We start from the raw sequence: 11,986 nt of genomic DNA, 5'->3' as shown, positions 1-11,986 counted from the left end.
AACGCATGCCCCGATTCCCGCAGGGCTTCCGGTGGGGCGCGGCCACGGCCGCGTTCCAGATCGAGGGCGCCACGACGGCCGACGGGCGCGGGCCGAGCATCTGGGACACGTTCACCGCCGAGCCCGGCCGGGTGATCGACGGCTCGAACGCCGAGACGGCGGCCGACAGCTATCGCCGCTGGCGCGACGACATCGCCCTGCTCGGCGAGCTCGGGGCGACCGACTACCGGTTCTCGATCTCGTGGCCGCGCGTGCAGCCCGGCGGCTCGGGGGCGGCCAACGCCGCGGGGCTCGACCACTACGAGCGATTCGTCGACGCGCTCGCCGAGGCCGGCATCGCGCCCCTCGCGACGCTCTACCACTGGGACCTTCCGCAGCCGCTCGAAGACGCCGGCGGGTGGCTCGTGCGCGATACCGCGGAGCGCTACGCCGAGTCCGTCGGGCTCGTGCTCGACCGCCTCGGCGACCGCGTCGGACGCTGGGTCACGCTCAACGAGCCCGCCATGACGACGCTCGAGGGGTACGCGCTCGGCACCCAGGCGCCGGGCCGCACGCTCATGCTCGGCGCCCTGCCGACCGTGCACCACCAGCTGCTCGGGCACGGGCTCGCCGTCGCCGCGATCCGCGCCGCGTCGGGCACCGCGGAGGTCGGCATCACGAACAACCACACGCTCGTCGTGCCCGCCTCCGATGAGCCGGCCGACCTGGTCGCCGCCGTCGCCTTCGACCTCGTCTACAACCGCATCTTCATCGACCCCGTGCTCACCGGGGCGTACCCCGACCTGTCGGCGTTCGGGCTCGATGCGTTCCCGGGTCTCGAGCCCGGCGACCTCGACACGATCGCGGCCCCGCTCGACTTCTACGGCGTCAACTCGTACAACCCCACGTACGTGGCCGCGCCGGCCGAGGGGTCGGAGTTCGCGCTCGCCGGACTCCCGTTCGAGCCGGTCGGGCCGCCGGCGGGCACGCCGGTCACGGGCTTCGACTGGCCGGTCGTGCCCGAGGCGTTCACCGAGCTGCTCGTGAGTCTCCGCCGCGACTACGGCGATGCGCTGCCGCCCGTCGTCATCACCGAGAACGGCGCCTCGTACGTCGACGAGGTCGTTCCGGGCCCCGACGGCGAGCCGGCCGTGCACGACGTCGAGCGCATCGACTACCTCGACGGGCACCTGCGCGCGGTCGCTGCGGCGATCGACCGCGGCGTCGACGTGCGCGGGTACTTCCTCTGGTCGCTCATCGACAACTTCGAGTGGGCGCAGGGGTACACGCAGCGGTTCGGGCTCGTGCACGTCGACTTCGAGACCGGGGAACGCACCCGCAAGGACGCGTTCGCCTGGTACCGAGGGGTCGTCGCCGACCAGCGCGGCTGAGTCCCGTCGTGGGCGCGAGTTCAGGCGAACGCGCGCTGCTCAGGACGATCTGCCGAGTTCCGTCCTGAGCAGCGGCCGTTCGACTGAGCCGGGTGCGTTCGCCTGAGCCAGACGGGCGCCTGAGCAGAGCGGGCGGATGCCGCGGGCCGGCGCTCGGCGGTATACGGCCCGCCGCGGCATCCGCCCGTCGTGGTCGGCTACTGCACGGCGAGCAGCGCCGCCCAGAGGTCGGCGCGCGCGTGGAAACCCGAGAGGTCGCGCTCGAGCAGGCGCTCGGCGAGTGCGATGCGACTGCGAACGGTGTGCCGGTGCACGCCGAGCTGCTGCGCGGTCGCGTCGAACTGGCCGCCGTTCTCGAGCCAGGTGCGCACGGTGTCGACGAGGGTGGTTCCGGATGCCGCGTCGTGCTGCACGAGCGGTGCGAGCGTCGCGACCGCGACCGCCCGCGCGTCCGTTCGGGCGAGGAACGCGAGCACGCCCTGCCGACTGATCTCGTCGAACGCGACGACGCGGGCCGCCGATCCGGACTCGCGGGCCCGCTCGAGCGCGCGCAGCGCCTGCTCGTGCGCGACCTGGAGCTGTTCGAGCTCGACCGCGTCGGAGATGCCGACGGGCAGGTCGAACTCGGTCGCGAGCTCCTCGGCGATGGCCGAGTCGGCGACCTCGAGGACGAGCACGACGCGGTGCGCGTCACGGGCGAAGAACAGGCGGCCGTCGCGCTCGTCGACGCGGAGCTCGAGCAGCTCCGACAGGCGGTCGAGCGCGTGGCCGGGGTCGTCGGTCACGGCCACCCGCACCTGGCCCTCGGGCAGCGGGCCCCACATCTCGGTGGCCACGCCGCGCGCGAGCGCGAGGTCGCCGGCCAGCAGGCTCCGCAGGAGTCCCGAACGCAGGTGGCCGCGTGCACGGTCGAGGTTGCGGTTCTGCTCGAGCGCGAGCCCGGCGAGCGCGATGACCGAGTTCACGACCTCGCGGCCGGCCTGATCGAGCTCGGGGGAGTCGCCGATCGCGAGCACGCCGCGCAGGGCGCCGCCCGATCCGAGGGTCTGCAGGGTCACCCGCTGCGGCTCGCCGACCGATTCGCCGGCGAGCAGGCTGCGGCCCGCGCGCTGTCCGCGGCGCAGCATCGATCTGGCCTCGCCGACGACCTCGCCGAGGGCGGGCTGGGGGAGACCGCCGGCGGGCGACTCGCGGTCGAGGTTGCCGGTCGCGTCGATGAGGCCGACCCAGGTCCCGAGCCGTTGCGAGAGCTCGGCGAGCGTGGCCGAGAGGCCGTCGGGGCGCAGCGCGGCGCGCGAGATCGCGCGCTGGGCCTGCAGCGCCCACGCCTCGCGCGCGTACGCGTCTTCGGCGAGGAGGTCGGCCACGAGTCGCGCGATCGCGATGAACGGCACCCGGAACGGCACCTCGAAGAGCGGGAGTCCGAGCTCGGTGCACGCGTCGACGAGCGTCGCGGGCGTGCCGTCGCGGATCACCTCGGTGCCGAACCCGAGTGCGGCGACGCCGCGATCGCGCAGGCGCTGCACGTACGCGCGTGCGAAGCCCGCGGCATCCGCCCGCGCTTCGTCGAGGTCGAACTGCGTGCCCGTGGTGAGCAGCACCTGGCCCTCGTCGAGGAACTGCGCGGGGTCGGCGAGATCGGAGCTGTGCACCCACATCACGGGCGAGGCGAGCGCATCTGCGGGCAGGGCGGTCGCCGGGGTGAGCAGCCCGAGCGCGAGCTCCGGGCGATCGAGCAGGGTCTGCACCGTCGGTTGCACCCTGGCCACCCTTCACTCGGGCATGTACGCGGTGTCGAACATGCAGGCTTGAGTGTACAGGCGGGCGTCGGATGTCGCGCTGGGCGTCGGGGGTCGCGCAGAGGCGGTCGGCTGTCGGATCGGGTGGTCGGCACGATGCCGACCGGCGGGTCGGTCGATGGGCCGACCGGCCCGCCGGGCTTCTCAGGTCACGGCGCCGCGGCGTGCGTACCGCGGCTCGCGCCAGACCTCGGTCGAGAGGATGTCCTCGAGTACGGCGACGGCATCCCACACGTCGGCGTGCGAGACGTAGAGCGGCGTGAAGCCGAAGCGCATCAGGTCGGGCGCTCGGAAGTCGCCGATGACCCCGCGCTCGATGAGCGCCTGCATGACCGCGTAGCCGTCGGCGACGCCGGCGCGCAGCGCGACCTGGCTGCCGCGCCTGGCCGACTGCCGCGGCGTGACGACCTCGACGCCCCACGGGGCGAGCCGCGAGTCGACGAGCGAGATGAACAGCTCGGTGAGTCGGAGGCTCTTCTCCCGCAGGAGGTCCATGTCAACATCGCGCCAGATGTCGAGGCTCGCCTCGAGGGCGGCGACGGAGAGCAGCTGCGGCGTGCCGACGCGGAACCGGGTCACGCCCGGCGCCGGCGCGTACTCGACGTCGAAGTCGAACGGCTTCGCGTGCCCGTGCCAGCCGGTGATCGCCGGCCGCGCCGCCGCCTGGTGCCGCTCGGCGACCCAGACGAACGACGGCGAGCCCGGGCCGCCGTTGAGGTACTTGTACGTGCATCCGATCGCGAAGTCCGCCCCGGCGCCGTTGAGGTCGACGGGCACGGCGCCGACGCTGTGGCAGAGATCCCACACCATGATCGCGCCGGCCGCGTGCACCTGACGCGTCACCTCCGCCATGTCGTACATGCGTCCGGTGCGGTAGTTCACATGAGTTAGCACGACGACCGTGACGTCCTCGCCGAGCACGTCGGCGAGGGTCGGGCCCTCGTCGTCGACGAGTCGGCGCTCGAGCGGTCGGGCCGGCTCGCCGAGCAGTTCCTGCACCGATTCGAGCACGTAGAGGTCGGTCGGGAAGTTGCCCCGCTCCGAGACGATCACCCGGCGCTCGGGGCGTAGACGCGCCGCCGCGACCGCGACCTGGAACAGGCTCGCCGACGTCGAGTCGCCGAGCACCACCTCGCCCGCCGACGCGCCGATGAGCGGGGCGATGCGGTCGCCGAGGTCGACCGGCTTGGTGAACCAGCCGGCGTCGTTCCAGCTGCGGATGAGCCCGGTGCCCCACTCCTCGGCGATCACGCGCTGCACGTGCGCGGCCGTCGCACGGGGGAGCGCGCCGAGCGAGTTGCCGTCGAGGTAGACCACGCCCTCGGGCAGGTCGAACAGGTCGCGGTGCCCGGCGAGCGGGTCGGCGGCGTCGAGGGCCGTGCAGGTCGCGCGGTCGATCACGTGGGGGACGGAGGGGGCGATGCTCATGGTCGGGTCGGTCCTTCGCGGCTCGGGGAGTGGGTCAGAGCGCCAGGAAGCGCCGGGCGTTGCCGTGGCGGATGGCCGCCTTCTGCTCGTCGGTGAGGAAGTCGGCGCGCTCGATGACGGCGCCGACCGGTCGTTCGCCGAGCGGGTACGGGTAGTCGCTGCCGAGCATCACCTGCTCGGCACCGAGGGTGTCGACGAGCAGCCGCAGCGCGGTGGGGTCGAACACCACCGAGTCGACGCTGAAGCGGTCGAGGTAGTGCGTGGGCGGGTGCTCGCTGACGCCGACCAGATCGGGCCGACGGTGCCAGGCGTTCTCGAGGCGGCCGAGCCAGAACGCGAACGAGCCGCCGCCGTGGGCGAAGCCGATGCGGAGGGTCGGCGGCACCCGGTCGAACACGCCGCCGAGGATCATCGCGATGATCGAGAGGTGCGTCTCGGCGGGCATGCCCGTGAGCCAGCGCGCCATCCAGCGATCCAGGCGCGGCGAGTCGGGCATGTCCCACGGGTGCACGAGCACGGGCACGCCGCGATCCGCGCAGTGCTGCAGGAATGTGACGATGCCCTCGTTGTCGAGGTCGCGGTCGCCGACGTGGTTGCCGATCTCGACCCCCACGTGCCCGGCGTCGATCGCACGATCCAGCTCTGCGCACGCGGCATCCGTGTCCTGCAGGGGCACCTGCGCGAACGGGAGGAGCCGATCGGGTGCCGGGGAGCAGATCTCGAGCGTGAGGTCGTTGAAGATGCGCGCGACCTTCGCGGCCTGATCGCCGGGCTTCTCGTACGAGAAGAACACGGGCGTCGGCGAGACGACCTGGATGTCGACGTCGTCGGCGTCCATGTCGGCGAGCCTCGCCGCGGCGTCCCAGCAGGTCTCGTCGATGCGACGGAACTCGGTGGAGCCGACCATGATCATCGCCTCGCGCTCGGAGTCCACGCGGAGCGAGGGCCAGGGGCCCGGCCCGACCTGCGTCGACAGGTCGGGCCAGCCCTTGGGCACCGCATGCGTGTGGATGTCGATCGTGCCCACCCGGTTCAGCCCTTGCCGGGGTGGACTTCGCCGCAGTTCGGGCAGGTGCGCCCGGTCTCGCTCTCGTAGAACTCGCGGAACACGGGCGGGAGGTCCTCGACGATGTCGCGGACCTGCAGCTCGACCTCGTGCACCTTCGTGTTGCAGTTCGGGCAGAACCACGCGAACTTCTCGAGCGTGCCCTCCTCGCGGATGCGCTCGATCACGATGCCGATCGAGCCGGCCTCCGGGCGCTGCGGGGAGTGGAAGACGTTGCCGGGCAGCAGCCACATCTCGCCCTCGCGGATGTCTATGCGCTGCGGGCCGTTCTCGGTCTGGATGTTCACGTGCATGTTGCCGCGGTACTGGTAGAACCACTCCTCGTACGGGTCGAAGTGGAAGTCGGTGCGCTGGTTGGGGCCGCCGACGACCTGCACGATGAAGTCGCCCATGGGCGTCCACGCGGCCTTGTTGTTCACCGGCGGCTTCAGCAGGTGCTCGTGCTCCTCGATCCACTTCGGGAAATCGATCACGGGTGGGATGGTGGTCATGGTTCCTCCTCGATGGTGGTGCTGATGATGGCGTTCGGGTCTCGTCGGGCGACGGCCTGGATCTCGATGAGCAGCAGCGGGTGCGGCAGCTGGTGCACGGCGACGGTCGTGCGTGCGGGGCCCGTCTCGTCGAAGTACTCGGCCCAGACTGCGTTGTAGCCGGCGAAGTCGTTCATGCTCACGAGGTACGTGGTCGCCTGCACGAGGTCGTCGAGGCTCGCGCCGGCCGCGGCGAGCACGGCCCTGATGTTCTCGAGCACCGCGCGGGTCTGCACCGCGATGTCGAGGGTCGTGACGCCGAACTCGTCGACCTCGGCGCCCTCGAACGTGTTGTCGGGGCGTCGGCTGCTGGTGCCCGAGACGTACACGAGGTCGCCCGCGATCTTCACGTGCGGGAACCGGCCGCGGGGCGTCGCCTTGCCCTCGACCGTGATGGCGCGGCTGGCGGCCGCGTTCGCGCCGGTGATGGCGGTTGCATTCGCGTCAGTCATGCCCGTCACCGTCATTCCCGCCACCGCCGAATCGCATCGACACGCTGCCGAGCCCGGTGACGGATGCCTCGACGTGGGCGCCCTGCGGCAGCGGCACGGCGGCGGTCGCGGCCCCGGCGAGCAGCACCATGCCGGCGCGGAGCTCGAAGCCGTGGGCGCGCGACATCCGCAGCGCCGTGGCGAGGGCCCGATCGGGGTGCCCGAGGATCGCCGCGGTCGACCCGGTCGCGCGCAGGCGACCGTCGACCTCGAGGCGGACACCGCGGTTGCCGAGGTCGCCGGCCGCGGCCGCATCCGTCCATGGGCCGATCACGTAGGCGGCGGCCGAGGTGTTGTCGGCGACGACGTCCTCGAGGTCGAACCGGAAGTCGAGGTACCGGGAATCGATGATCTCGAGCGCGGGGGCGATCGCGACGACGGCCCGGCGGAGCTCGGCGTCGTCGGCGTCGGCCGGCACGTCGGCGCCGATGAGGTAGGCCAGCTCGGGCTCGATGCGCGGATGGATGAGCCCGGCGGCGTCGAGCACGCCGCCGTCGTCGACGCGCATGCCCTCGGTCACCGAGCCGATGATGACGTCGTCGACGCCCATCTGGATCGCCTTCGCCCGGCTCGTGAAGCCCAGCTTCACCCCGGAGATCCGGTCGCCGCGGGCGACGCGGCGGGCGACGAGCAGGTGCTGCACCTCGTATGCCTCGGCCAGGGTCATCGCTGTGCCGGTTCCGGTGCCCGTGCCCGTGCCCGTGCCCGACTGCGCGACGGGCGAGCCGTGCTGCTGGGCCAGGTCGAGCGTCTGCGCCACGGCGGCGAGGTCGTCGCGGAGCGCGGTGCCGCTCATCGCGCGGGCTCCAGTTCGGCGTCGCGCTCCGCGTCGCGCGCGGCGACGAGGTCGAGCGCGACGTCGACGATCATGTCCTCCTGGCCGCCGACCATGCGGCGGCGCCCGAGCTCGATCAGGATCGCCCTGGCGTCGAGCCCGTGGCGTTCGGCGGCACGCTCGGCATGCAGCAGGAAGCTCGAGTAGACGCCGGCGTAGCCGAGCGTGAGGGTCTCGCGGTCCACGCGCACCGGGCGCCGCTGCAGCGGGCGGATGAGCTCCTCGGCGGCGTCCTGCAGGGCGAACAGGTCGCAGCCGTGCTCCCAGCCGAGCAGGTTCGCGACGGCGATGAAGGCCTCGATCGGGGTGTTGCCTGCCCCGGCGCCCTGACCGGCGAGCGAGGCGTCGACGCGGAAGGCGCCGTGCTCGACGGCCGTGATGCTGTTCGCGACGCTGAGCGAGAGGTTCTCGTGCGCGTGGATGCCGATCTGGGTGCCGGGGTCGAGCACGTCGCGGTACGCGTCGATGCGGTCGGCGACGTCCTGCATGGTGAGGCGCCCGCCCGAGTCGGTCACGTACACGCACTGCGCGCCGGAGGACTCCATGAGCTTCGCCTGCTCGGCCAGCCCGCGCGGGTCGTTGAGGTGGCTCATCATGAGGAACCCCGAGACATCCATGCCGTGGTCGCGGGCCCACCCGATGTGCTGGGCGGCCACGTCGGCCTCGGTGCAGTGGGTCGCGACGCGCACGCTCTGCACGCCGAGGTCGCGGGCACGGGCGAGGTGGTCGATCGTGCCGATGCCCGGGAGGATCAGCGTGGTGAGCTTCGCGCGGTCGAGCACCGACGCGGCGGCCTCGATCCAGCGCTCGTCGGTGCTCGCGCCGTGGCCGTAGGCGACGCTCGAGCCGCCGAGCCCGTCGCCGTGGGCGACCTCGATCGCGTCGACGCCGGCGGCCTCGAGGGCGGCGGCGATGTCGCGGACCTCCTCGACCGAGTAGCGGTGGGCGACGGCGTGCATGCCGTCGCGCAGGGTGACGTCCTGCACGTACACGCGAGGGGCGGCGGATGTCGCTGCGGCGGTCATGCGGTGGCTCCCGTCTGGGCTGGTGCCGGTGCTGCTTCTGCGGCGGCTCCGGTTGCGGCGGCTTCGGACCCCGCGAGCAGTCGCGCGGCGACGAGGCGCTCGGCCGTGCGCAGCGCCGCGCTCGTCATGATGTCGAGGTTGCCCGCGTACTCGGGAAGGTAGTGCCCGGCGCCCGCGACCTCGAGGAGGACCGTGACCTTCGTGCCGCGGAACGCTCGGCCGAGCGCCGGCACGAACGGCTCGTCGACCGCGTCGAACTGCACCTGCTGCTTGAGGCGGTAGCCGCCGACGTAGCCCTGCACCTCGGCGACCATGGCGTCGACCGACGCGCGCACGGCGTCGCGGTCGAGGTCGGCGGCCCCGCGCTCGACGAGGCAGAAGACGGTGTCGCGCATGATGAGCGGCGGGTCGGCGGGGTTCAGCACGATGATCGCCTTGCCGTGGTCGGCGCCGCCGATGCGCTCGATCGCGCGCGAGGTCGTCTCGGTGAACTCGTCGATGTTCGCGCGGGTGCCCGGCCCTGCCGACTTCGAGGCGATCGAGGCGACGATCTCGGCGTAGGCGACGGGCGCGACGCGCGAGACGGCGGCGACCATCGGCACGGTGGCCTGGCCGCCGCACGTGACCATGTTCACGTTCGACGAGTCGAGGTGCTCCTCGAGGTTCACGACGGGCACGACATAGGGGCCGATCGCGGCGGGCGTGAGGTCGACCATGATGCGGCCGCGGTCGCGCACGAGTGCGTCGTTGCGGGCATGGGCCCCGGCCGAGGTCGCGTCGAAGACGAGCGCGACGTCGGCGAACTCGGGCATGCGCAGCAGTCCGTCGACGCCCTCGTGGGTCGTCGCGACGCCCAGTCGTCGCGCGCGGGCGAGCCCGTCGGAGTGCTCGTCGATGCCGACCATCGCGACGACGCGGAGCGTGCTCGAGAGCCGCTTGACCTTGATCAGCAGGTCGGTGCCGATGTTGCCGGATCCGATGATGGCGACGCCCGTGCTCATGCGGCGGCTCCTTCCGAGAGAGCGGCGGGAGCGCCGGTGAAGTCCGCGTGCACGTCGCCGAGTCCGTCGAGGCGAGCGCGGTACACGCCGGCGCTCGCGGCGACCATGGGCCCGAGGGCGCCAGAGAGGATGATCTCGCCCGCACGGAGCGGGCGTCCGTGCCCGGCGACCGCCCGCGCGAGCCACGCCACCGCGATGACCGGGCTGCCGAGGCAGGCCGCGCCCGACCCGGTCGAGACCGGCTCGCCGTCGCGGTCGAGGCTCATGCCGACCGACGTGAGGTCGAGTCCGTCGAGCGACCGAGGGGTGGTGCCCAGCACGACGGCCCCGCTCGACGCGTTGTCGGCGATGGTGTCGGCGATGCGGATGTCCCAGCCGGCGATGCGCGAGTCGACGACCTCGATCGCGGGCAGCACGAACTCGGTCGCGCGGATCACGTCGGCGACGTGCGTCGTGGGGGAGTCGAGGTCGCGGCCGAGCACGAAGGCGACCTCGGCCTCGACGCGCGGCTGCAGGAATCGGGAGAGGTCGAGCGGCTCGCGGTCGCCGAGGATCATGTCGTCGAGCAGCACCCCGTAGTCGGGCGAGAAGACGCCGAACTGCGCCTGCACGGCGGGGGAGGTGAGGCCGATCTTGCGGCCGACGATGCGCCGCCCGTCGGCGAGGCGCCGCTCGATGCCGAGCGACTGCACGGCGTACGCCGCGTCCTGGTCGGTGTCGCCGATGAGGTCGCGCACCGGGGCGCACGCGGTTCCGGATGCCGCGGCGAGCCGGAGCCGCTCGTCGGCCGCCCGCACGGCGGGCGACGTGGTCGGGGAGGCGGCGGCCGCGGCATCCGCCTCGGGCCACTCGCCGGGCCAGGCCGGCGTGGTCTGGCCGCTCACAGCTGCACGCACACGTTCGTCGGCTCGGTGTAGAACCCGAGCGAGTGGAGGCCGCCCTCGCGGCCGATGCCCGAGAGGCCGACACCGCCGAACGGGCTGCGGAGGTCGCGCAGGTACCAGGTGTTGACCCACGACATGCCGACGCGCATGCGCTGGGCGACGCGGTGCCCGCGGGTCAGGTCGCGCGTCCACGTCACCGCGGCGAGGCCGTATTCGGTGTCGTTCGCGAGCGCGATCGCCTCCTCCTCGGTGTCGAACGGGATGAGGGTGGCCACGGGGCCGAAGATCTCCTCGCGCACGGTGCGGTGCGAGTTGTCGAGCCCCGTGAGCAGGGTCGGCTCGATCCAGAATCCGGTGTCGAGCCCGTCGCCGAGGTTCGGGATGCCGCCGCCGGCGAGCACGGTCGCGCCCTCCTGCCGGGCGAGCTCGAAGTACGAGAGCACCTTCTCGCGGTGCTGCCGCGAGATGAGCGGACCGGTCGTCGTGGCCGGGTTCTCGGGCCGGCCGAGGCGGAGCCGGGCGGCCTGCTCGGCGAGTCCGGCGGCCACGTCGGCGAAGACGGACCGCTCGACGTAGATGCGCTCGGTGCAGAGGCAGACCTGCCCGGTGTTCAGGTAGGTCGAGCGGGCGAGGCCGGCGATCGCCGCGTCGAGGTCGGCGTCGGCGAACACGACGGCGGCGTTCTTGCCGCCGAGCTCGAACGACACGGGGCGCACGCGGGGCGCGACGGCCCGCATGATCGCGGATCCGGTCGAGGACTCGCCCGTGAACGTGACGCCGTCGATGCCCGGATGCGTCGTGAGGAACTCACCGGCCGAATCGGCGCCGAACCCGTGCACGACGTTGACGACGCCAGCGGGCAGGCCCGCCTCGACGAGGATCTCGGCGAGCAGGGTCGCCGAGGACGGCGTCTCCTCCGAGGGCTTGACGACGACGGCGTTGCCCGAGGCGAGCGCGGGTGCGAGCTTCCAGGTGAGGAGCAGCAGGGGGAGGTTCCACGGCACGATCACGGCGACCACGCCGAGCGGCTTGCGCACCGCGTAGTTCAGGGCCCGGCGTCCGTCGGGGAACTCGGTCAGGTAGGAGTCGAGGCCGGCCGCCGACACGACGTCGGCGAACGCGCGGAAGTTCGCGGCAGCCCGTGCGACGTCGAGGTCGCGGGCGAGGGCCTCCGGCTTGCCGGTGTCGCCCACCTCCGCCTCGACGAGGTCGTCGAACCGGCGCTCGATCGCGTCGGCGATGCGTCGCAGGATCGTCGCACGCTCGCCGACCGTCATCCGCCCCCACGGGCCCTCGAGTGCCGCGCGGGCCGAGGCGACCGCGCGGTCGACCTCGTGCCGCCCGGCTTCGTGCACCTCGGCGGCGAGCGTGCCGTCGATCGGGTTCAGCTTGGCGAACGTGCGCACACCGTCGACGGGCTCGCCGCCGATGAAGTTGCGCAGCTGGCGAGTCGCCTGGCCGCTCGTCTGGGTGGCTTGGGCCGTCTCAGGCAGCGACGTCGTCGTCCGGGTGGTCATGCGATCAGGCTAGGAACTCGCGTCGATGCCGACAAATGCC

At 72.7% G+C, this 11,986-nt stretch carries 11 protein-coding genes; 1 reads left to right on the top strand and 10 read right to left on the bottom strand.

Features of this window, described 5'->3' with window-relative positions; translation table 11 throughout:
• Positions 1–5 precede the first annotated feature (5 nt).
• A complete protein-coding gene (locus GQR16_RS13230) occupies positions 6–1,370 on the top strand; it encodes a GH1 family beta-glucosidase (RefSeq protein ID WP_157415622.1) in 1,365 nt (454 codons plus the stop codon).
• 197 nt (positions 1,371–1,567) lie between these two features.
• On the opposite strand, the gene GQR16_RS13225 is transcribed toward GQR16_RS13230, so the two are convergent.
• The 10 genes from GQR16_RS13225 to GQR16_RS13180 form a co-directional block, all read right to left on the bottom strand.
• The gene (locus GQR16_RS13225; RefSeq protein ID WP_157415621.1) at positions 1,568–3,130 is read right to left on the bottom strand and encodes a PucR family transcriptional regulator; all 1,563 of its coding nucleotides are present in this window, start codon (positions 3,128–3,130) and stop codon (positions 1,568–1,570) included.
• Positions 3,131–3,313: 183 nt separating this feature from the next.
• Complete coding sequence (gene kynU / locus GQR16_RS13220) at positions 3,314–4,597, bottom strand: kynureninase (protein ID WP_157415620.1); 1,284 nt, start codon at positions 4,595–4,597, stop codon at positions 3,314–3,316.
• A gap of 34 nt (positions 4,598–4,631) precedes the next feature.
• Positions 4,632–5,624, bottom strand: coding sequence for an amidohydrolase family protein (locus tag GQR16_RS13215; protein ID WP_157415619.1), 993 nt, complete (start codon positions 5,622–5,624; stop codon positions 4,632–4,634).
• 5 nt (positions 5,625–5,629) lie between these two features.
• Positions 5,630–6,154, bottom strand: coding sequence for a 3-hydroxyanthranilate 3,4-dioxygenase (locus GQR16_RS13210; protein WP_157415618.1), 525 nt, complete (start codon positions 6,152–6,154; stop codon positions 5,630–5,632).
• Positions 6,151–6,645 carry a RidA family protein gene (locus GQR16_RS13205; RefSeq protein WP_157415617.1) on the bottom strand — a complete coding sequence of 165 codons (495 nt, stop codon included), beginning with the start codon at positions 6,643–6,645 and terminating at the stop codon, positions 6,151–6,153. Before GQR16_RS13205 ends, GQR16_RS13210 begins: the two co-directional genes overlap by 4 nt.
• Positions 6,638–7,480, bottom strand: coding sequence for a 2-keto-4-pentenoate hydratase (locus GQR16_RS13200; RefSeq protein ID WP_157415616.1), 843 nt, complete (start codon positions 7,478–7,480; stop codon positions 6,638–6,640). The genes GQR16_RS13205 and GQR16_RS13200 overlap by 8 nt, the downstream gene beginning before the upstream one ends.
• Entirely contained in the window at positions 7,477–8,544 is a 1,068-nt protein-coding gene (gene dmpG / locus GQR16_RS13195; RefSeq protein WP_157415615.1) for a 4-hydroxy-2-oxovalerate aldolase, read from the bottom strand. Before dmpG ends, GQR16_RS13200 begins: the two co-directional genes overlap by 4 nt.
• Positions 8,541–9,545 (bottom strand): acetaldehyde dehydrogenase (acetylating), encoded by a 1,005-nt coding sequence (locus GQR16_RS13190; RefSeq protein ID WP_157415614.1) that lies wholly within the window; start codon positions 9,543–9,545, stop codon positions 8,541–8,543. Before GQR16_RS13190 ends, dmpG begins: the two co-directional genes overlap by 4 nt.
• The gene (locus GQR16_RS13185; protein WP_211373511.1) at positions 9,542–10,429 is read right to left on the bottom strand and encodes a 2-keto-4-pentenoate hydratase; all 888 of its coding nucleotides are present in this window, start codon (positions 10,427–10,429) and stop codon (positions 9,542–9,544) included. Before GQR16_RS13185 ends, GQR16_RS13190 begins: the two co-directional genes overlap by 4 nt.
• Positions 10,426–11,946 (bottom strand): 2-hydroxymuconic semialdehyde dehydrogenase, encoded by a 1,521-nt coding sequence (locus GQR16_RS13180; protein WP_157415613.1) that lies wholly within the window; start codon positions 11,944–11,946, stop codon positions 10,426–10,428. The genes GQR16_RS13185 and GQR16_RS13180 overlap by 4 nt, the downstream gene beginning before the upstream one ends.
• Between the last annotated feature and the right edge of the window lie 40 nt (positions 11,947–11,986).

The organism is Agromyces allii, assembly GCF_009749385.1.
GTDB classification, from domain to species: domain Bacteria; phylum Actinomycetota; class Actinomycetes; order Actinomycetales; family Microbacteriaceae; genus Agromyces; species Agromyces allii.
The sequence above is the reverse complement of the archived record's forward strand: the minus strand, read 5'-3'. Positions and strand labels throughout refer to the sequence as shown.